Here is a 21,056-nt window from a genome sequence, read left to right on the forward strand (position 1 = left end):
CGAATTAAACTTGCTCTTGGAACACTCCCTGTAGAATCTTGCCAAGATCTACCAACCTATAGGGTTTAGCCAACCTTCCCACGAAACCATACTCTAAATAATTTGCCATTATTGGATCTTCTGAATAACCGCTAGATACTATTGCCTTTACTTTACAATCAATTTCTCGTAGCAATACTACAGCTTCCTTTCCGCCCATCCCGCCGGGTATAGTCAAGTCCATTATTACCGCTCCAAAGGGGTTCTCCTCTTTTAAAGCTGCCTGATAGCACTGAATTGCGGTAAGTCCATCTGCAACGATTTCTACTTGGTACCCCAACTTACTGAGTCCGGCTTTCAGTGCCTTCTGCACCAATACTTCATCTTCTAAAACCAGCACCCGCCCCTTCCCTTGTAAAATCGGTAAGGTTACTACTCCGGTTGGCGCTGAAATTTTAGCGGAAGAGGCGGGCAAATAGAGATGGAAGGTAGTACCTTTTCCCAATTCTGATTCCACCGTTATTTGTCCCTTGTGTTTCTTTAGTATTGAATAGCAAATGGCTAACCCAAGACCATGCCCTTGCCTTTTTGTTGTAAAGTACGGGTCGAATATCTTGGCTAAGTTCTCCTTGCTTATGCCTATACCATGATCTTTTATTATTATTTCCACATACTGACCTGCTTCAAGATGCAGAGCAGAAGCTGAAGGCAAGGTAAGATTATTCGCCTCTATCCTTAAAACCCCTCCGCCGGGCATAGCCTGAACCCCGTTGATAACCAGATTCTGAATCACTTGACCCAGTTGCCCCTTATCAGCCAGCACATGCCATAAATCTTCTGGGAGAGTAAAAACAGATTGCACATTGGAACCACGCAAAGCAAAACTAGACGAATCCCGAATAATCTCGATTAGGCTAGCAGTTTGGCGAATAGGCTCACCCCCTCTGGCAAAAGTAAGCAATTGATGTATCAGGTTTCTGGCTTGCACAGAAGCTTTTTCTGCTACTTCCATCGAAGTGTAAAGGTCACTTTCAGGCTCGGTTTCCAGCATTACCAACGAAATGCTGCTTAGAATTGCGGTCAAGAGGTTATTGAAATCGTGAGCAATACCACCCGCCAGTATTCCGAGACCTTCCAACTTTGAGGCTCGTTGCATTTCTTCCGCTTGTTTTTGCCTTTCCGTAACATCGCGGAGAACCATCACTGTACCAAAACTTTGGGGAAGAGGGGCAATGCTATACTCAATAAAACTTTCGACCCCTGCAGAAAAAATATGCAAAGGAGTTTGGCAAACTTTTCTCTCCCCGGTGTGTATTACTGCGTGGGACAAGTTTAGCAATGGTAACCATTCCGGTTCAGAAAATACATCCGATAAGGACAAATTCTTAAGCGCAAGGTCAGGCTTGTCTATGATACTTTCAGCGCTCTTATTGATCAGTAAGATCATCCCATTTAAATCAGTCTTTATTACGCCCTCATCGAGAGACTCAAGTGTAACAGCCAAACGGTCTTTTTCGGCAACGACTTTTTCTTCTGCTTCTCGGCGTTCTAGGTCTAGGGATAATGCCCCGGCGGCTGCCTGTAATAGCGCTACCTCCCACGGAGCATATTGCTCATCACTATCAAAGCCCATAAAACCATAAAACTTCCCATTTACAATCAGTGGTAAGGCTAGGATTGATACAAAACCCTGAGAATTTAAAATCTGACGTTCTGATTCAGGTAAGTTTTCTACCAAGCTTACAATTGGCTGCCCGCTTTTCAGAAGTTGTTCCCAGCGAGAAAACGAAGGAGCATAGTGCCCGTTTTGAAAAGAGCAAAGCGCTTTTTCAGTAGAACTGTCTTCAATGCCCCACTCGGCAACCTGTTTCAAAAAAAGCTGTCCCTTAGAATCTTGCAAGTTCCGAAAAATACAGGCTGTACGTGAGCCACAAGCTTTACCCAACCAAGCCAAAACTTTAGAAAGCTCAAGCTCATTATCATGGTGTGACAAAAGAAGACGTTGTACTTCAATCAAAGCTGTATGGTAGAGTTCGCGCTTTAGTAGAGCGTTTTCGGCTTCTTTACGAGGCGTAATATCTCTCAGAATAAACAAAGTGGCAGGATTGTCGTTATATTCTAAGAGCAGCGTTACAATTTCAAGGGCAAGCATCTTGCGGTCTAGGCGCATAAAACGTATTTCAAAAGTTTCGTGAGGAGTTTGCTTCTGTTGTATTTGTCGGGCTAATGCCTCTAGGGAATCTCTAGAATCGGGATGTGCCAGTTCCAACATTGTTTTACCAATGAGTTCTTGGTTATTTGTAAAATTGAAAATCTCGACTGCCGCTTTATTGGCAAAATTTATCCCATTTTGGCTCTGAATAATAATTCCGTCTGGTGAAAGCTCTACCAGTTGGCGATATCTTTGCTCACTATCTTTAAGCTCAGATTGGGAATATTCTAGGGCTTGAAAGGTTTGGTTGATAACCCTAGCAAAAGTTGAGAGTTCGTCCTTTCCTTTCACCTCAAGCCGAACCGATAAGTCGGCAAGCGCTCCAATTTTGCTAATGCTTTTGCTCAGGAGAGTTAAGCGGTTAAGGAAAAATCTTTTAACAAGCACAACCCCTAGCAACTCAAACATAGCCCCCAGCAGTATTAACGAAAAAAGGAGATATTTCAGGCTAGTTTGCCCCTCCATATAGATGTCTCTAGAAGTGGTGACCTTTAAGAGCAAACTGGAGTTATCATAAATATCTTTTTCCACAGAATAGACCGAGATAGTATTTTCAGTTAAAGTTTTATATATAACCTCTCCACTCCTGTTCGCAAGAATTTGTGGAATAAGGGCGCGGGCGTCAGAGGGTAGTTCTTGACTGTCAACCCTGTATAAGCTTAATCCAGCTTGAATCGTTTCCTCCATGTCCTTTAGCTCTATCAAATCCAGATATTTACCCATTATCAATGCGCCTCGCATAGGTCCCTCACCTTGGCTAGTCAAGATTGGTCTAGAAACAATAATAAGAGGAGAAAGACCGGGCAGCGAAAGGATACCTGACAAGCTATTCTGCTGGGCAGGTAAACTTAATAGCAAGTTATCAGGGTTGAGAAGTTTCAAAAAAGAATCTGGAACGGGAGTTTTCTGTTGACTATTCCTGTCAAAAGCTGTTCCGAATACTACCTGCCCATTGTTATTAACAAATACTAGCAAATTTATTTGCAGGTTTGTTAATTCCTGCTCTGTTAGATTTATTTGCTCATAAATGTGATTGCTATCTGCGATATACTCATAAGTATCGTCCCAATCTGACCATTCTCGATCTAGAAGATTTAGATTAGCGGCTAGGTGAGAAATAAAAGTCTGAGTTCTGGTAATATTTTCACGACTTTCCTGTTCTTCCAGCCGACTAAAGCCGCTCAGCATTATATTTGAAAGAATCAGGTATAGAGAAAAAACCAAGAGCAATAGGGTGGAGCTAATAATCAGAATGGTTTTAGAAGCAATAGACATGACGTTCCACACTCCGTTGTGAAGAAGGCAAGGTAACTAGGCGAAACCTATCTGTACGCCAGAGGTGGGCTGCGCTTGCGAATGAAAATCCGAAAAACTCCTTGCCAATTTAGATACCAGTCTCCCTATCCAACATCAAACGCACTTTCCTTACAAGATCTATAGATGAAAAAGGCTTCTGAATAAAATCCGCTTGTGGGAATAAACCTTCATTACAGACCAAATCAGCCGAGTAACCGGACATAAAAAGTATTTTCAGGTCGGGGGAATATTTTACCAATTCTAAAGAAAGCTCTCCTCCGCCCATTCTAGGCATTATCATATCACTGAGCAAAAGGTGAATTTTATCCTCATAAAGTCGGTATTTTTCCAGAGCGTCAAAACCGTTTTCTGCCTCTAATACCGTATAACCGTTCTTTCTTAATAGCGTTCCGGCTAATTTGCGAATGAGTTTCTCATCTTCCACTAAAAGTATTGTTTCGTAACCTTTAGTCGCTAGGCTTATCGTCGGTTGCGCAACTACCAGCGGCGTTGGAATTCCTTCCAATTTTGGCAAATAGATTTTGAAAATAGAACCCCATCCGGGTTCACTGTAAACCGAAATATAACCTTGGCTTTGCTGCACTATTCCATACACTGTGGAAAGCCCAAGACCAGTACCCTTTCCAAGCTCTTTAGTAGTAAAAAAAGGCTCGAAAATATGGCTTAGCGTTTCAGAATCCATCCCAAAGCCCGTATCGCTTACCTCTAGCAAAACATATTGTCCCGGTTTAACAGTTTGATAGTAGTATTGTTGTTCTTCATCCAACTGGATATTGGAAGTTTTCAACTTGAAAGTACCACCTACGGGCATTGCATCTCTGGCATTAACCGCCAAGTTTATTATTATTTGCTCTATCTGAACCGGATCAGCCAGAATTGCACTTACGTAGGGGGTAAGTTCACATACTAGCTCAACATTCTCACCAATCACGCGCCGCAACATTTTCTCAATATCTAATACCGAATTATTGAGATTTAGCACCTGTGGTTGAAGTACCTGACGACGACCCAAAGCCAGCAATTGGCTGGTTAGGGTGGCAGCTTTCTGCCCTGCTCTCTTAATCTCCTGCGCACTTTCAAGTAGTGGATCAGATACTTGCAACCCGTTTTCTATTATTTCGGCATAAGATTGAATTATGGTCAGAAGATTATTAAAATCGTGCGCCACGCCCCCTGCCAACCTGCCGACCATCTCCATTTTCTGGGAATGAAAAAGCTGCTCTTTGTGTCTGATTAACTCATTCTGTGTTTGTTTTAGTGAGGTGAAATCGCGGGTGATCGAGAGTAAAGATACGAGTTGACCTTCGACGTTATATTCTGGAACTATACGAGTCTGAAGGTAAAACACCTGACCGTATATAGTTATTTCATAATCCAGCGCCTGCTCTTGCCCAGTTTCAATTACTTTTAGCGCAAAATCCTGCCAAGGTTGGAAAATGTTTCGGTCTATTCCAAGCTCATCGGAAGGTTTTCCAAGTAAAGACTCCGCAGAAGCACCGTATAATTGGGATGCTGCTGGGTTAGCATATAGCACCTTAAGTTCTTTATCGTGCCTGACGATAAAGTCAGGAGAATTTTCCACCAACGCCTTAAAACGTGTATTGCTCTGGCGTAAAGCTTCCTCCCCCTGCTTGCGCTTGGTGATATTATGCAGCATTGTTAGCAAATATTTTTCGCCGTTCAACTCCAGTATCTCGGCGTAAGCAAGGCAGTGGAGAATCTCGCCCTTGGGTGTCTGGATTTTCAAATCTAATTCACTAACGAAGCCCTGCGCCTGCATGACCTTTAGCATTCTTTCCCGATCGCTTTGCTCAAACCAAAGACCCAACTCCACTGAAGTTCGCCCTATCATTTCTTCACGGGTACAACCCAGCATTTTTAAAACACTTTCGTTGACCTCACGATAACGACCATCCGCTACGGTAGAAATAGCCATTGCTATCGGACTAGCCTCGAAAATCTTGGCAAAGCGGTACTCAGATTGGAGGAAGGCTTCAGCAAGGTGCTTGTAGTTCAATGTCGGGTCTGAGATAGAGTGAAGGTAGATTGATAGCCTCTCCGGCGAAGGGTAAAGCTGAAATTGAAACCAGCTATTAAGGAGAGGATAAAACCACTCAAACTCCACCGCTGCGCCTGTTTCTACAGCCTTATGGAATTCCTCAAAAATAGCAGTTTCGGCTAAATCTGGATATTCTTCCCAAATATTTTTGCCTACCAGTTGGTTACTTTTCTTAAGAAAGAAAGAGTCAGCCTGCTGATCAATATAGAAAAGTGTCCAATCTGAATTCAGCGAAAAAAAAGCAGTGTTGAAGCGCTGCTGGTGGAGGGCTAACGAGGCAAGTTGCTTGCCCGTTTCAGTGAGGGGTAGAGGACTTTCAGGCGTAATCAACCGAGAATTTAAAGTTGAATCTTTAAGCTGCCCCTGTTCCGTAACGTAAGCTGAGTTGGCTGGATTATTCATTTTTCGATTCTAACAAAATAAGTTATACAACAATGGAACCCTTATATAAAAAATTATACTCTAAAAAGGATTTCAAATCACTACTATTAACCTAACATTTGTATAAAAATTCTTCTATTTTTATAGAATTCAATTTAGTTAGTATTAAGGGTAAATGAAAACGGGTAGATTGCATTAAAAAACCCGCGCCATAAGCGACGGGGTATTTTTCAAGTATTGAGCAAGACTGATACCAGACCTTACTCTGAAAGACCGCCTACAAATTGTACGATTCTTCTCAACTAATCACCGAACACCAATAACGGCGGGATACTCGTTTTCAAAGCAGTAATAGACGGTTTGGTAGGGTAGCCGAAACTCGGTTACTTCCTTTTCTACTGCCTCTGGCGCTTCACCACCCACTAATATCCGGGAGATGAACTCAGCCACTTGTTCCATCTCGGAAGCGCCCATGCCCAACCGTGCTACTTCGATTGTACCCATTCGCAAACCGCCCGGTCTATCCCAATCCTCCGGTTTATCGCCCGGTATCAGGTTCTTGTTGGTAATAAGGTTGGCGCGAGCCAAGCGGTGCGCTACCTCCAACCCTCCCCCAAACTGTCGCACATCGGCAATTACCTGATGGGTACGGGTGTAACCTTTGTGTGATGCCAGTACCGGAATGCCCCGCTTTTCCAACGCTGCCCCCAAGGCTTGTGCGTTTTCCACTATTCGTGCCATATAAACCTTGCCATATGCCAGCAATTCGGCGGCTGAAACCGCCAGAGCCGCCACCCGATTGACTTGGTGAGTAGCTGCCAACACCGGGAATACCGCGTGGGTCAAGGGTTCTGTCAGAGCCGAGTCATCCCACACCATCACCCCGCTTTGCGGTCCGCTAAAGGTTTTGCCGGCGGAACCGGTTACAATATCTGCGCCTTCTCGCAAGGGGTCTTGAAACTGCCCGCACGCCACCAACCCTAATTGGTGCGCCCCATCGAAAAAGATTTTGCCGCCCCACTCTGCCACAATCTCGCTCATTTCCCGTAACGGAAAAGGAAAGAGGGTCATGGAAGCGCCCAACGCGACCAATTTCGGGCGCACCTGTCGTGCTACCTGCCGAAATCTCTCCAAGTCCACAACCAGTTCTGCTTGGTCAAAAGGTACATCTACGATGTTAAGACCGCGCACCCCTGCCGGACCATCCGAGCGGTTAGAAGAATGTCCGCCGACAGGCTGAGATAGGCTCATGATGGTGTCGCCCGGTTGGGTGAGCGCAGTATAGACTGCCATATTGCCGATCATACTAGCACATAGGCGATGGTCGGCGTACTTGGCTTGAAAGAGTTTCTTTAAGAGTTCCACGCACAACGATTCTATTTCATCAATATGTTTTGTTCCGGCAAACCAGCGATTTACCGCCCCGATGTGACCTTCTGCTGCTCTAGTACCCACCTCCGCAGATAGCAAGGTGCGTACAGTGGGGCTGGTGGGCGCTTCGGGAGCAAGCAGATTAACACAACTTTTGCCACGCCACTGCTCGTTGCGCCTGACTGCCTCTAACACTTCCTGCGCCATTTCACGGGGAGAGTTGCAGCTATCTATTAGTTGCCGCGCCTGTTGCAAAATTGCGGGGTCGTGGACTTCAAAGGTTTCCTGTTCCAAGGTCATCTTGTTACTCCTTCAGCTAATATGTATTTCTCGGTTTAAAACCGCTACCAACAATTCTCCCGCCTCTTTGATATGAACCTGCAATAGCCCCAGCGCTTTTTCGCTATCCTGCTGACAGCAGGCTTCCAGCAATTCACGGTGTTCCTGCTGCGAGCGGTTCTGGTGCTCGATAGCAGAAAGTACCAATCGTAAAAAGCGGTCAGCTTCCTGATGTAGAGAATTGATTATGCTTAACAAGCGGGGGCGGGCACAAGGTTGGTAAAGCGCGAGGTGAAACTTGCGATTAAGTTCACCCCAGCGTCCGACCTCAGTTTCCCGCTCCAGTTCCTCCAGTATCAAAGCAGCCTGCTCTAAATCTTGGGAGGAGAGCGTGGGCAAGGCAAAACGAAGGGCAGCGGTTTCAAGCGCAACCCTGATTTCAAAAAGCTCTTGTACTTCGCGGGGGGATAATTCCAGCACTTGCGCTCCCCGGTTGGGATAAATGGCAATTAGCCCTTCCGCTTCCAACTTTCTGAGAGCTTCGCGAACGGGAATGCGACTGACCCCGAAAGCAGAGGCGAGTTCTTCCTGACGAAGGTAATCACCGCCTTTGATTTCGCCACTGAGGATGGCTTTGCGTAGGCTATCGGCAATCAGGTCAGGAGAGGTTTTGTATTGTTTGATTTCATCGAAAACAAATTTAGATGTAGCCATACAAGGATTGTATACATGTATACAATCCTTGTCAAGTAATTTGATACTTTTATAGTCTACTGATGGTCGCTGCCTACCTTATTCCAAAATTGCCATTTTAAAAGGAGGTTTTGCTTATATTTTCAAGCCAGCAGTATTCGCTGCTCCTTTAGGACGATATAGGGAAATCAAAATAGGACAGCGTATTTTCCTTCTGAGATGTCTTTGGCTATTGTGCTTTTATACCCTTTGCATATGCCAATAACAATCGCCCGGTAGAATCACATTCCACTTCCTGATAATCAGCTTGCTTCATAAGCACGGCATAATTTCGGACATCTGTTTGCGGCATGGCATGGCTACCCAACAAATGTTTGAGAAAACCGCCAACTACAGGTAAGGAAGGCAAGTCAAAGTCTACTACCAAGCATCTGCCTCCCGGCTTTAGTACCCTTTGTATCTCGTTCAACGCCTGACGCTTCAGGTCACCCGGTAAATGATGGAATACCAACCGACTAATTACTACATCAAAGGTAGCATCCGCAAAAGGTAATTCTTGCGCGTAGGATACCTGAAACCCTACTTCTACCCCTTTTTCAGCCGCCTTTTTGCGTGCCAATTCTATCATCTCTGGGGCGGCATCAATCCCGAATACCTTACCTGTTTTACCCACGTGAGCTTTAGCTTTTAAGGTGAGACTACCCGGACCACACCCCAAATCCAGTACTGTAGCGCCCGTTTTAATTTCAGCCAGTTCGATAACTCTGTCTTCGCTTCCACTCAACAAGTGCCCGAAAATCGCGTCATAACGCTTAGACCAGCGAACAAGATTGCCTTTCGAAGCTGTTTCATGGGTATGTGCCATCATAGAAATCCTCTTTCTCTTATTTTTATCTGGAACATCATAGCCAATATTGAACAAACTGTTCATTTACTATATAATACTAATTAGCCAATAAATCAATAACCAATTTTGTAAGATTTGTTCAATACTGAACGGGAGAGCTGAAATTGTATGGAAACTAAGCCGACACAGACCGAAACAGCCCACAAATCAGCAGATCGGCGTATCCAAAGAACCCGCAACCTATTGCAAGAAGCCCTAATTTCGCTTATTCAGGAAAAAGATTACGATGATATAACAGTTCAGGATTTGCTTGATCGCGCAAATGTAGGACGCTCTACCTTCTATTCCCACTTTCTGGATAAGGATGAATTATTGATGAGCGGGCTTGAAAAGTTACGAGTTAGCTTTGAGGAGCAACACCAAAAACTGGGGCTGGAGTTGGGATTGAAAAACTCGGAAAGGCAAGTAAGCCTAGCTTTTTTCAAACACGCTCAAAGTCACTACCAAGTTTATAAGGCAGTAGTGGGAAAACGTAGTGGAACGATGATTACCAAAACTTTCTATGAGTACCTGAAGGAGATGTTCAGGGGATATTTAGCAAAAAATGAGTCACCCGGAGGAGTGCCATTAGAACTGGTAGTGCAATTTCAAGCGAGTTCGCTTATGGCATTATTAACGTGGTGGTTCGACAATGACCTACCCTATTCTGCTGAACAAATGAATAACTGGTATCATCAGTTGGCAGGGCAGTTTTTAGCATAGGCTCAGGGTTTTCGCCTAAAACAGAAAGTAAAAAATCTGAAATAAAAACAAGGGGCGTAAACCCCTTGTCTGAATAACCTCTTCAAGCGAAAGTCTCAACTAGCGTAACTATCCGTAGATAATGTTCCCGGCACTATCCACCTTGACCGTATATTTCTTCAGAGCGGTACGCGCTGGCATCGATGATGGGTTACCGTTCTGAGTATCGAAAGATACATCGTGGCGTGGGCAGTAAAGAGATTGGGTTGTCTCATTAAATACTAGGTTAACCGGTTCATGCGTACAAACCCCCCCGAAACAACCCACCGAACCATCCTTACGATGCACTACAAAGGCTCTTTGGCTGGTATCAGGCGTAGTAAAGAGCAAAGCTTTGCCAGTTGCTAGGGTGGCTGTTGTCGCCAGAACGGTCACTCCAGAAGCTATGGCGGTGGTGGTGGCTGCCTTGGTAGTAGCGCTAGCCGCTGAAGTTGCTGCTGCACTCGTAGTAGTGACTGCTGCACTTGAAGTCGCCACTGAAGTTGTAGCTGCATTGGTAGAAGTTGCTATAGCAGTAGTGCCTGCCGCCGTGTTTTCAGCTACAGTCGCCGAAGCCGTTTTCCCCTGAGAAGTTCCCAACAGAGCTATTGCGCTACCAGCGGTAACTCCCGTTATAAAAGCCCCCGCCCCAATTTTCAAAAACTGGCGGCGTGCCATATTCGAGGCGGTGGTTGCCATTACAGGCTGAGTAGTCAGGCTGGTAAGCGGACTTACAGGGGCGTTAGTCATCTTGCGCTGACGATTACGCACTACAGTTATGGCAATACCGATTGATTGAGCTACCAATACTCCCAAAGTAGCGATAGCAGTACCTATACCGAACCAAGCTTCACGCACGTTGTAAAACTGGAAACCAATGGTGTGGATTAATCCAAAACCAAAGACCAGATAGGTCAGGCGTTGCAAACCCTTCCAACGCTTCCCCTTCATCAGTTTCAAGGAAATCTGGTTTGAAGTAAACAACACAGGCAGTAATATTAGAAAAGCTATCATACCAAGGTCATTACTAACCCCGAAAACGTCGGTGCGTACCCCACCTGCTTGAGTCAAGAAATAAAGTAAAATTAGCCCTTTCTGGAAAAGCTGAAAACTAAAGAAAACGTGAATTAAGGTATTAATACCTGCCCAGATACCAATATCTCGGCGTAGGTCGATATTTACAGGATTGCGGCGCTGGTGCAATAACTTGTAAGGACCGATTAGCAAGGTAATCGCCATTAACAAAAGCGCGTAGTAACCGGTACCGATTGATATAATTTCACTGATGTCCGCGTCTGGTCGATATATTGCGGCAAGAATACAGGCGAGTATACTTGTAACCAGCATGACCACATGAGTTACCGGACGATTCTGACCGGATTTTACTTTCTTATTTGCTGGTTTGATAGGTCGGACAGGCGCTTCCACCTTTTCTTCCATTATGACTGGCATAGTTTTGTTCCTTTTGTTTTAATAAAATAAGCGTTTTAGAATACTTTGTAATTTGCTTAACAATCTAACTGCTACCAATATAGCGACCTAAGCTTGTGAGTCCCTTATAAAAAACTGAGAGTTTACTTAAAGAAAATGGGCTTTTCAGACTGGAAAAACCCATTTCAAGTTGAATTTTGGTATATTTACGATAACTTTGAACCTGTTTCCAATAAGTTAGTAGGGGACCGGAACTGATTATGAGGTAATTTCTCAGCAAATTCTAAGCAAAGCAAATGATTGTCTTAAGCTTATGGATGTAAAATTAATAATAGATAAATACAGAAAATCACAGTGTAGGTAAGCAAGATGAAAGAAACTGGAAAAGATCCCGGCAAGTCCGGCAAACCTCGCGTGCTGGTGATTGATGATGAGCCTAGAATGGTAGATTTTATCAAGCTAGGGCTAGAATACGAGGGGTTTGAGGTTGAATGCGCCTTCGATGGTAAAACCGGTCTTAAGATGGCATTAGCCGAGCCACCAGATTTGATTATTCTTGACCTAATGCTTCCCGGCATGGATGGCTTTGAGGTGTGCCAGCGATTACGAACCACCCACGATGTGCCGGTTATTATGCTAACCGCTAGGGATGAACTGAACGATCGGGTGCATGGTCTTGATTTGGGCGCGGACGATTATTTGACCAAACCTTTCCAATTTAAGGAGTTGGCGGCTCGTATCCGGGCGGTTATGCGGCGGAAATCTTCCTTGCCTGTAGAGCAAACCGGCAATGTTAAATTGCTACAACTGAACGATGTTACCCTAGACCCTAACCTGCGAGAACTACGGCGTGGCGCACAGACCATTGAACTAAGCGCTCGTGAATTTGATTTACTCTCATTATTGATGAGCCACCCCAATCAAGTGTTGACCCGTGAGATTATTCTAGAGCGGGTGTGGGGTTACGATTTTATGGGGGAAGGCAACGTGATCGAAGTATATGTCCGCTATTTACGCCAGAAATTAGGAGAGCCTAATTTAATCTATACGGTGCGCGGGGTTGGCTATGTAATGCGCTCCAAACCAAAAGAAAGTTTGAAGAATGAAATGGATTAAAGCCGGGCTAGGGCGGTTTGGAACTTTGCGCTGGCGGCTAACGCTTTTTTACACTTTCCTAGTGGCAACGCTGGTGGTAGGGTTAGGCTGGTTTATCTATTTCAGGCTGGAAAGCTTTCTATATGATGGGTTGCAAAACCGGATGCAAGACTATGCTGTAACTCAAACCTTTCTTCCAGCACGCGGTGGAGGTAACAGCGGGGGCGGTAAGGGCAATTCCCAACCGCTCCCTACTCTCAGTGAACTGCTTGCCACCAAACCGATGGGTGAAATTCATCCGCTGGTATTAAACAATCTGGGTGAAGTTATCCAGCCTGCCAATACCCTATTCACCCTAGACCCAGTAAGCGCCTTGCCGGATGCCGCGCAATTAAGCCGGGCAACGGGCGGCGGTTTTTTCTTTACTACCACCCTAACCGCCAGCAATGAATCGGCACAGGCTTACCTATATCCAATCGCTGATAAGAATGGGATTGTATATAGCCAGCCCGGCGTACCTATGGGATATGTGCTGTTAACCGCTTCTCTGAAATCGGCGCAAGATTTGCTTAGCGAGACCAGATTTTTGTTGCTGGTCGGGCTTGTTGGAGTTGCTTTTCTGGCGGTTCTGGCAGGAAACCCGCTTGCCCGGTTGGGCTTGCGCCCGCTTAAAAAAATCACCGCGATTGCCCGCCATACCCGCAGCACCGATTTCAGTCAGCGGGTTCCCCTGCCTTCCGGTGTTTCAACTAAAGTAAGCAGCCGGGACGAGGTATGGCAACTGGCTACGGAGTTTAATGCTATGCTAGATAAAATTGAGGAAGCTTTTACCGCCCAACAACTGAGTGAAGCGCGTATGCGGCAGTTTGTCGCCGACGCCTCCCATGAATTGCGCTCCCCGCTTACCATAGTGGGTGGTTATTTAGAGGTGCTTTCGATGGGCGCTAAAAATGACCCGGAACGCGCCGAGCATATTATTGCTTCTATGCAAATGGAAATAGAGCGATTAAGCCACTTGGTGGTTGATCTGCTGTTACTAACCCGCTTGGAAGCGGACGGGGAATCTGTCTTAAAATTGGTCCCGGTTGAACTAGAAGAATTGCTAACTCGTACACTTGAAAATACGAAGATGCTTGCTGGGGAACGCAACCTGACACTAGAAGTTGACCCGAAAACCACTCCAGTGTGGGTCAGGGCTGACGCTGACCAACTCTACCGAGTGTTGGTAAATCTGATTGATAATGCCGTTCGTTATACCGAACCGCAGGGGCATATCAGGCTTGCTTTGGGACTTGAGAAAACGGCTACAAATGAGGAATGGGTTACTATTCGGGTGAGTGATGATGGTTGTGGGATAGCATCGGAGCAATTGTCGCACATATTTAACCGTTTCTACCGTGCGGATCAATCTCGCACACGCCAAACCGGTAATGCCGGACTGGGGTTGGCAATTAGTAAAGGGATAATAGAGGGGCACGGTGGTAAGATTAAGGTAGAAAGTACGATTGGAAAGGGCGCCAGCTTTATAATTTTACTGCCGCTGTTAGGGCTTGAATCCGAAACAGACAACGAGCAACCGAGCCTCTCCACGTTTTTGATTTGAGGAATAAAGCATCAGCCTTAAAAAGACCCCAACATCGGACACGCCGCGAACTTGAGTAAACCATGATAAAAGCACATGACTTTAAACTTTGGGTTAGTTCGAGCTAACTTAAGAATTCTTTTGTGTCAGAGATGGCTCTCGTTAATGACTATATCAATTAAAAGTACTATATATTAACTAGCCCCGCTATTTTTTAGCTTTTCCTACGTTCTTGATAATAACAACAAAATAATTTCAGTAGTCCGCTTCTCTAGACCTTAACCAACGCAAAGGAAATATCACATATTCTTTGAAGCAGTTTGAAGCGGCTGCCAATCTGAAAATTATTATAGAACAGGGAGTTATCTTATGATAGTATTGGAAAAATTCAAGGCAAAGTCGGGTGTGGATCTTCACACCCACACCACCGCTAGTGATGGAACTTGGTCGGCGCTAGAACTGATTAAAGCAGCCAGCGCTCAGAAAATACAGACCTTAAGCGTATGCGATCACGAAACCACCGCCAACGTGAAGACCCTTCAGTTACTAGCCCGAAGACATGGGATGCAATTTATTCCCGGAGTGGAAATTGCAGTTCAACATAAAAATAAAAATTACCACCTTCTGCTATATGGCTTTAATCCGGAAAGCGTGAAGCTACAAACGCTTCTAAAAGAATCAAGGCACAAGCTATTTGAAAAAAGGCAAATAATGACGCTGTCCTTGCTAAAAAAAGGATATAGCTTGGAGGAAGTAACAGGAATTCATTCTACTTCCCCGCTATATGAGTTAGCCAACGCACTGGTAAAGCAGAATCCTGCCCTTACCTTCAGACAAGCTTGGGACATCTGCCGTTCGGTCGAACCAGCGATGAAGGTGGCACAACCCCTTGAGAAGGCTTTGGAAGTCGGGCGGTGTGCAGGAGCAGTATCTATTCTGGCGCATCCAAGGCGCGGAGGAACTGAAACCGCTATTGCAACCGATGAGGTTCTGAAAGAAATGGTAGATCTGGGACTGGAAGGCATCGAAGGTTTTTACTCAGGGCACACCCAAGTAGAAACAGATCGTCTAAGTCAGCTTGGACGAAAGAGAAAGTTGTTGGTAAGTTGCGGGTCGGATAGTCACGATGAACGTAAAAAGCCTATTTCTTGGAACCCTGAGTTGTGCCGTGATTTGCTGGAAAAATTAGGAATAGGAGCAAGCGCTAACGCCGCTTGAAGAGAATGTTGGCGTAATCAAAGTATTGGAAAACCATTTACTCTATAAGACAAGGCATAATATGTCACTTACCAAACCATTTAATCAATTGACTGCTCAAGTCACAAAACTGCCCTTTCCAGATTACAGGCGAACCGGAAAGATAACTGAAACTATGCGCACTGCGCTTAATGCCTTAGCCATTATTGCTCCTGATTGGCTGTGCCAGCACGTAACTTCCGAATGGTTTGATCGATACTTTCCGCAGATTGAGGAATATGGTATTCCCAAAAGTGAAGAAGCCCGCAAAGTCTACATCCAAACGGTTGGAACTGATGGTATTAAGCTACTGCATGCGGTCTATTCCGATATTACGCCACTAGGCGAAAAACTACGAGCGGTGGAAGCAGTCGAGGCTTTAAAACGGTTCTGGGCGCAGCATTTTTACTTTGAAAAAGATCAGTTACATTGGCGAGAAATCAAAGATACACCTCCCGCAGCCGGGTCAGTTAGTGCTAATGAAGCATACAACAATAAGAAACGAGTCACTAACCTGCTAGACTACAAAATGCAGTTGCCAAAAGGGTATGACAGGCAGCAAGTACAATTGTATTCTTAATGAACTACTTTAAAAATTTCCCATTCGATAATACGCTACTACCAAATCTGCTTAATTGACTAAATTGAACTGAAATAATATTTAGAGGAGGAGCACTTCATGCAGACCCATAACCAGACCCTTCAGCAGCAAAGCTATTATCAACAAGCGCCACAAGGGTATCCCACCCAAGTGGATTCCCAAAAACCTTCCAAAATCCTACAAAAGGACATGCGTACAGGCGTATGGATAGGGTTAATGGTTGTACCTTTACTGGCGTTAGCCGGGCTTTTTGGAGTAATCAACATAATCTCATCGGACAATAACCAAGCAGCTATGAAGGTAACCATAAAGGCTTTGAATGCCACTATGGAGAAAGCAAGCACTACCATTTTTAAGGCAAAGCAGCTTGCTTCTACTCCAAAGGTTGTTGCCTTCGATGCTTACGCCGTAATCCCGGCAAACACGCAAGTATTTGATGCGCCCACCAGCGATAGTACGGTAATCGAAACCACAAAATCAAGCGGGGTTGTAGGGTGGCAGAATAAGACCGAGAATGGTAAATGGTTGGAGCGAAAAGGCGGGGGTTGGGTTGCTGCAAAAAATTATACGAATTATTCTAATTTGGATGAGGCGTTAGCAGCTTTAACCACATCTGCCCCAAGTACGACTAATGCTGCAAGTTGAAGCAAGAACTCCATTGAGGCTATAAGACTGTTTTGTGAAATCTGCAAAAACCTTGAGGATTGCAGATTTCACTGAGCTTTATTTATTTGGACAGCACCCTAGCTAAGGGTGATCCGATCAATTTCTTCCAGTTCTGCTGCACTAAACTCTAGGTTTTGAAGCGCTGCCACATTCTCCTCAATCTGGGTTACTTTTGAAGCTCCAATCAAAACACTGGTTACTGCGGGTAAACGCAGAATCCAAGCTAACGCCATTTGTGCCAAACTTTGACCACGATTTTGCGCCAATTGATTCAAAGCCAGCAGTTTGGTACGAATAATCTGGTCGGTTACCTCCTCCACCTTGCCTTTACCCCACCATTCAGCAGCCCGTGAATCGGTTGGGAGCGCCTCTTTTAGATACTTATCGGTCAAAAGCCCTTGCGCCAAAGGACTATAAGTTATTACCCCCGAACCGTTACTCAAAGTATAGTTAAACAAATCGGTTTCAGCACTACGATCTAACATATTATAACGGGGTTGATGGATTAAAATCGAGGTCAGCCCTTTTTGCTGGGTTATTTTCACCGCTTGCTCATAAGCTGCCCCTGAGTAATTACTAACTCCGGCATAAAGCGCTTTACCCTGTCTTACAATAAGGTCTAGGGTTTCCATAGTTTCTTCAAGAGGAGTATCAGGATCAAAACGGTGGCTGTAGAAAATATCTACATAATCCAGACCCAGCCGTTTAAGAGATTGGTCGAGACTAGCAACCAAATATTTCTTAGAAGACCACTCGCCGTAGGGACCTGCCCACATCCGGTAACCAGCCTTTGAGGAAATAATTAGCTCATCCCGAGGCATTTGGCGAATAACTTTACCTACCAGTATTTCAGCATTACCGGGAGGTCTACCATAATTATTAGCAAGATCAAAATGGGTGATACCCAGATCAAAGGCGCGAAACAGGCACTCTCTCGCCACTTCCTCGCCTCGATATCCCCCGAAAGTTTCCCAAGCCCCTAGCGAAATCATGGGCAATAAAAGCCCTGAACGACCGCAGCGGCGATACTGTAGACGATCATAACGATCTTCCGCAAAGCTCTCAATCTGGTCGATTTCTATATCTTTACTCACCTCAAATTATCCCTTCCTCAATTACATTAAACTTCTATACAAGCAAGGTCAAGGTGGATAATTTATCCTTTAAACCCTATTTAAAAGGTGCAGAGTCCTCAATGATTAGAACAGCATAGGAGTTGTTTAGAACCTTACTGTCCATATTACCTCCTAAAGTAACCCATATACTGCACAACAAGGTTTATTTCTGACATCGCCCTATCTTGTATTATATAATATACCCTGACTAAGTAATTGTTAAGACGAATCCAAACCGTCAATCGGGAATAACAAATCCGAAAAAAGTAGCGCTTATACGGGTTGATAGGCGCAATTAGTTTCCTCTTTTATTCATCAAAGAAAGAATTCCGGTTATGCCACGTAAAAGTTTCAAAGAATACCAACGAGAAGGTACACCCCGTTCTCGCATGCGTTACAAGGCGTGGCAGCAAACTCAGCTTACGTTGTGGTTCAACCAACGCCTTGAAACGCTCAGGAAAGAGGCAGTAGAGGCGTTTTGGGCGGCAAATTCTACAGGAGAGGGTGAGCCTATCCCTGCTGAACTTGTGGAAAAACTAGAGTCCATCGAGCAAAAAGCTGAGGCTATTGCTGGGCTAGAGGTTGAAATATTCCAAGCAAGCGAACACGGTTGTTCTGCTTGTGCCAGTCACGGGGCTGCCTTTGCTTGGGAGAATGAATCGTCACGTTGCGAAGAAATCGCGCAACGTATTTTAGCCGAACTCGGCGAATATTCTCCTGAAAAATAGTTGCAAAGAGAATGTTTTCACGATAGCAATTTGATAGCTGCCACTTTAGGTTTAGAAGTAGTGAAAAGCTTATTCAGCAGGTATAGCAATACCTAAGCGCCTAAAATAATGCTTATTTGTAATGCCCCTTGTAAAAACATTAATATTAGATTAAAATAATCCCAACCTCTGTAATACACATCCAAAACCTACACCAAACTACAAGTATTACTCTCAAGATTAATCCTGAACAAGCTTATTATCCCCCGCCAAACGTGCATGAGTTTGTTGGTTATTTATCTTTACACACTGTTGTGAAAGGAGATATAGACCGTGATGATAGGAAATTATAAACAAGTCAGACTATACAGGTTTATTGCTCTGTTCTTATTAGTTGCGTTGCTTACCACCGGCACAGGTTTAGCTTTCGCCGATGGAAGCACAGCGCAGGGAACACGGAAAGCCAGCCCAAACCTGAAGTCTAGTAACAAGCCTACCCACATTAACAACGGTACGCTTAAAACACTTCTCGGAATGGATAGCGACTCGGACACTACCGACTCCAACCTCAGCCTCTCGGCGCTTTGCCAGTCACTTATCGGTCAAACCAATCTTTACAAAAAGCCCTCCCCAAATGTTGACATGATCAACGGGGACACTATCGTACAAGCGGGCACGCAACTAGGTTGTAATAGCGCCCAGAACGAGACTACAATTGCGGTTAACCCTGAGAACCCCAAGAATTTGGTAGCCGGTACTAACGACTACCGGATTTTCAACACTCGCGAGGGCAGAAACGACGGTTCCGGTTGGGCTTACACCACTTTTGATGGTGGCGCAACTTGGAAGGATGTTCAATTACCGCATCTAACCTTCCAGACCGGCGCAACCGGGGCACTTTCCGATATGGACTCGGCGGGTGATCCGGCAATCGCATTTGGTCCAGATAACACAGTCTATTACGCCAATATCGTTTTTAGCCGCTTAAATGCCGGGGGCGGTATTACGATTAGTGTGTCACATAACGGGGGTCTTACTTGGGGTGAACCGGAAATCGTCCAACTTGATGGAGTCGATTCGGCAGGAAACCCCTTACCCACCGACTTTTTCAATGATAAAGAATGGGTGGGCGTTGACCCCGAAACTGGAACGGCTTACGTAAGCTGGACACGCTTTGGGCTAGTAGATTCCCCAATCGTGGTTTCCAAACGCGACCAGAGAACCGGGCAGTGGTCTCCTTTTGTACAAGTGAACCCAACCTTTACGCCCGGAGGCATAACTTCTTATAGCCAAGGTTCATATCCACAGGTAGGCAAACACGGAGAGCTTTACATTGCTTACGAAAGTGCAGTTTGCCAGAGCCTTAACTGCGACCAACCCACCGACCATGATGCAATTATTGTGGCTAAATCTACCAATGGGGGTAGAACTTTTACTAACACGGAAGCAGCCGTTGATTATGATTTCCCGTACAATCCTGATACTGGTCGCTCTACTCTCACCGGGGAAAACTTCCGAATTAACAGTTTCCCCTCGTTCGCGATTGACCCGCAAACAGGTCGCCTTTACATCACTTGGGCGGATGACCGTAACGGGCAATACGATAGCTTTGGCAATTCCATCAAAACCAATGGGGATGTTTTTGTGGCTACATCCGGCAATGGCAACAACTGGAATCTCTATCAACTCGGCACAAGCGCCGATGAAGTTTACCCGGCTATTGCCGCTTATGATAGCAAAATAGCAGTTACCTTCTACACACGCAGTTACGATCGAAACGGAACCGGGCTGGATTATGCCTATGTGAAGGCGAACGGTTTGGGTAATCTTAAGCAAAATGATGTCACCCGAATTACCACGCAAACCTCAGACCCCGGAATTCAATTTGTTGGTGTCGGCGCAGTTTCCGGTAAGATATTGCAGGGTATATTCATCGGTGACTATACGGCGGTGGCGATGGGCAGCGACTTGGTAATCCACCCCTGCTGGACTGATTTCCGGGGTATGCCGGGACTAACCAGCCCTAACCAAGATGCTTACACCCAAGCCATTCCCTTAAAATAAAATTGGGATAACGCTTGAATCGTAAATCCAAAACCGGGCGAATCATCGTTTTCTCCCGGTTTTTCTGTTTGTAAAATCTGGCTGTATTTGCCGAACTGGGCGTACCCGCTATCGAGCGCAACAGGACATGGTTTTACGCGAGTTGCTATAATATAAGTCCATCACAAAAAGTGAGGTGAACAAAGCGCTCTATGCTAACCAGACTCTGTTCAAACTAGACCGTACTGAAGGCGCAAAACCGATCTGGAAGTTGCACAACAGCTAACAATGCTATGTTTTGTAACCGGCAGCAACGATTTGATTTCCAAAAAATAACTTAAGAAGGAGACAACACGGTGGTTATTGCTGATTTACAGGTGCTACCGAATCCACTGACCAATGACCCGGCAGAACCTTATGGTTTTGTGGACAAAGCTATCGCAGTGATAGAGCAATCCGGTCTCAAATATCAGGTAGGGCCGCTGGGAACGTGGGTGCAGGGAGAGCTTGAAGCAGTGCTGGCGTTGGTTCCAGCAATGACTAAAGCTATGCGCCTCGCCGGAGCAAGCAAAGTTATTACAATAATCAAAATCGCCGACAGTGGAGAGGAAAGCGAAAACCCGCTCGGCTATATGGACAAGTGGTTCGGCAAAGAATAGTGC

16 protein-coding genes are annotated in these 21,056 nt (G+C 45.2%); 9 read left to right on the plus strand and 7 right to left on the minus strand.

Features of this window, described 5'->3' with window-relative positions; all coding sequences use genetic code 11:
* Window positions 1-4 precede the first annotated feature (4 nt).
* The 5 genes from OZ401_RS05720 to OZ401_RS05740 form a co-directional block, all read right to left on the minus strand.
* Window positions 5-3,466 carry a CHASE4 domain-containing protein gene (locus tag OZ401_RS05720; RefSeq protein WP_341469745.1) on the minus strand — a complete coding sequence of 1,154 codons (3,462 nt, stop codon included), beginning with the start codon at window positions 3,464-3,466 and terminating at the stop codon, window positions 5-7.
* Between the two features lie 109 nt (window positions 3,467-3,575).
* Entirely contained in the window at window positions 3,576-5,969 is a 2,394-nt protein-coding gene (locus OZ401_RS05725; protein WP_341469746.1) for a hybrid sensor histidine kinase/response regulator, read from the minus strand.
* Window positions 5,970-6,254: 285 nt separating this feature from the next.
* The gene (locus OZ401_RS05730; protein ID WP_341469747.1) at window positions 6,255-7,619 is read right to left on the minus strand and encodes a serine hydroxymethyltransferase; all 1,365 of its coding nucleotides are present in this window, start codon (window positions 7,617-7,619) and stop codon (window positions 6,255-6,257) included.
* A gap of 12 nt (window positions 7,620-7,631) precedes the next feature.
* Complete coding sequence (locus OZ401_RS05735) at window positions 7,632-8,312, minus strand: GntR family transcriptional regulator (RefSeq protein ID WP_341469748.1); 681 nt, start codon at window positions 8,310-8,312, stop codon at window positions 7,632-7,634.
* Between the two features lie 208 nt (window positions 8,313-8,520).
* On the minus strand, window positions 8,521-9,159 hold the full coding sequence (locus OZ401_RS05740) for a class I SAM-dependent methyltransferase (RefSeq protein ID WP_341469749.1): 639 nt from the start codon (window positions 9,157-9,159) through the stop codon (window positions 8,521-8,523).
* A 147-nt stretch (window positions 9,160-9,306) separates the two neighbouring features.
* Here OZ401_RS05740 and OZ401_RS05745 point away from each other — a divergent pair, with 147 nt between their 5' ends.
* On the plus strand, window positions 9,307-9,900 hold the full coding sequence (locus tag OZ401_RS05745; protein ID WP_341469750.1) for a TetR/AcrR family transcriptional regulator: 594 nt from the start codon (window positions 9,307-9,309) through the stop codon (window positions 9,898-9,900).
* Window positions 9,901-10,008: 108 nt separating this feature from the next.
* Here the strand turns inward: OZ401_RS05745 and OZ401_RS05750 are convergent, their stop codons facing one another.
* Entirely contained in the window at window positions 10,009-11,370 is a 1,362-nt protein-coding gene (locus OZ401_RS05750) for a Rieske 2Fe-2S domain-containing protein (RefSeq protein ID WP_341469751.1), read from the minus strand.
* A gap of 348 nt (window positions 11,371-11,718) precedes the next feature.
* Here OZ401_RS05750 and OZ401_RS05755 point away from each other — a divergent pair, with 348 nt between their 5' ends.
* The 5 genes from OZ401_RS05755 to OZ401_RS05775 all read left to right on the plus strand — a co-directional run bounded on the left by OZ401_RS05755 (window position 11,719) and on the right by OZ401_RS05775 (window position 16,508).
* Window positions 11,719-12,465, plus strand: a complete 747-nt coding sequence (locus tag OZ401_RS05755) for a response regulator transcription factor (protein WP_341469752.1) — start codon at window positions 11,719-11,721, stop codon at window positions 12,463-12,465.
* Window positions 12,452-14,047: a sensor histidine kinase gene (locus OZ401_RS05760; protein WP_341469754.1), complete on the plus strand. Its 1,596-nt coding sequence runs from the start codon at window positions 12,452-12,454 to the stop codon at window positions 14,045-14,047. Before OZ401_RS05755 ends, OZ401_RS05760 begins: the two co-directional genes overlap by 14 nt.
* A 348-nt stretch (window positions 14,048-14,395) precedes the next feature.
* The gene (locus OZ401_RS05765) at window positions 14,396-15,244 is read left to right on the plus strand and encodes a PHP domain-containing protein (protein ID WP_341469756.1); all 849 of its coding nucleotides are present in this window, start codon (window positions 14,396-14,398) and stop codon (window positions 15,242-15,244) included.
* 61 nt (window positions 15,245-15,305) lie between these two features.
* Window positions 15,306-15,842 (plus strand): hypothetical protein, encoded by a 537-nt coding sequence (locus OZ401_RS05770; RefSeq protein WP_341469757.1) that lies wholly within the window; start codon window positions 15,306-15,308, stop codon window positions 15,840-15,842.
* A 99-nt stretch (window positions 15,843-15,941) separates the two neighbouring features.
* Window positions 15,942-16,508: a hypothetical protein gene (locus OZ401_RS05775; RefSeq protein ID WP_341469758.1), complete on the plus strand. Its 567-nt coding sequence runs from the start codon at window positions 15,942-15,944 to the stop codon at window positions 16,506-16,508.
* 98 nt (window positions 16,509-16,606) lie between these two features.
* Here OZ401_RS05775 and OZ401_RS05780 read toward each other — a convergent pair whose 3' ends face one another.
* Window positions 16,607-17,623, minus strand: coding sequence for an aldo/keto reductase (locus tag OZ401_RS05780; RefSeq protein WP_341469759.1), 1,017 nt, complete (start codon window positions 17,621-17,623; stop codon window positions 16,607-16,609).
* Window positions 17,624-17,979: 356 nt separating this feature from the next.
* On the opposite strand from OZ401_RS05780, the gene OZ401_RS05785 reads away from it, so the two are divergent.
* From OZ401_RS05785 to OZ401_RS05795, 3 genes are all read left to right on the plus strand, one after another.
* On the plus strand, window positions 17,980-18,372 hold the full coding sequence (locus OZ401_RS05785; protein ID WP_341469760.1) for a hypothetical protein: 393 nt from the start codon (window positions 17,980-17,982) through the stop codon (window positions 18,370-18,372).
* A 315-nt stretch (window positions 18,373-18,687) separates the two neighbouring features.
* Window positions 18,688-20,415, plus strand: a complete 1,728-nt coding sequence (locus tag OZ401_RS05790) for a sialidase family protein (RefSeq protein ID WP_341469761.1) — start codon at window positions 18,688-18,690, stop codon at window positions 20,413-20,415.
* Between the two features lie 335 nt (window positions 20,416-20,750).
* Window positions 20,751-21,053: a thiamine-binding protein gene (locus OZ401_RS05795; RefSeq protein WP_341469762.1), complete on the plus strand. Its 303-nt coding sequence runs from the start codon at window positions 20,751-20,753 to the stop codon at window positions 21,051-21,053.
* Window positions 21,054-21,056: the final 3 nt, after the last annotated feature.

The sequence above is a fragment of the Candidatus Chlorohelix allophototropha genome, from assembly GCF_030389965.1.
Classification (GTDB): Bacteria; Chloroflexota; Chloroflexia; order Chloroheliales; family Chloroheliaceae; genus Chlorohelix; species Chlorohelix allophototropha.

Excerpts from the sequence above, each read along its gene's own strand:
- OZ401_RS05720 (WP_341469745.1), bottom strand. The coding sequence starts at position 3,466 with ATGTCTATTGCTTCTAAAACCATTCTGATTATTAGCTCCACCCTATTG.
- OZ401_RS05725 (WP_341469746.1), bottom strand. The coding sequence starts at position 5,969 with ATGAATAATCCAGCCAACTCAGCTTACGTTACGGAACAGGGGCAGCTT.
- OZ401_RS05730 (WP_341469747.1), bottom strand. The coding sequence starts at position 7,619 with ATGACCTTGGAACAGGAAACCTTTGAAGTCCACGACCCCGCAATTTTG.
- OZ401_RS05735 (WP_341469748.1), bottom strand. The coding sequence starts at position 8,312 with ATGGCTACATCTAAATTTGTTTTCGATGAAATCAAACAATACAAAACC.
- OZ401_RS05740 (WP_341469749.1), bottom strand. The coding sequence starts at position 9,159 with ATGATGGCACATACCCATGAAACAGCTTCGAAAGGCAATCTTGTTCGC.
- OZ401_RS05745 (WP_341469750.1), top strand. The coding sequence starts at position 9,307 with ATGGAAACTAAGCCGACACAGACCGAAACAGCCCACAAATCAGCAGAT.
- OZ401_RS05750 (WP_341469751.1), bottom strand. The coding sequence starts at position 11,370 with ATGCCAGTCATAATGGAAGAAAAGGTGGAAGCGCCTGTCCGACCTATC.
- OZ401_RS05755 (WP_341469752.1), top strand. The coding sequence starts at position 11,719 with ATGAAAGAAACTGGAAAAGATCCCGGCAAGTCCGGCAAACCTCGCGTG.
- OZ401_RS05760 (WP_341469754.1), top strand. The coding sequence starts at position 12,452 with ATGAAATGGATTAAAGCCGGGCTAGGGCGGTTTGGAACTTTGCGCTGG.
- OZ401_RS05765 (WP_341469756.1), top strand. The coding sequence starts at position 14,396 with ATGATAGTATTGGAAAAATTCAAGGCAAAGTCGGGTGTGGATCTTCAC.
- OZ401_RS05770 (WP_341469757.1), top strand. The coding sequence starts at position 15,306 with ATGTCACTTACCAAACCATTTAATCAATTGACTGCTCAAGTCACAAAA.
- OZ401_RS05775 (WP_341469758.1), top strand. The coding sequence starts at position 15,942 with ATGCAGACCCATAACCAGACCCTTCAGCAGCAAAGCTATTATCAACAA.
- OZ401_RS05785 (WP_341469760.1), top strand. The coding sequence starts at position 17,980 with ATGCCACGTAAAAGTTTCAAAGAATACCAACGAGAAGGTACACCCCGT.
- OZ401_RS05790 (WP_341469761.1), top strand. The coding sequence starts at position 18,688 with ATGATAGGAAATTATAAACAAGTCAGACTATACAGGTTTATTGCTCTG.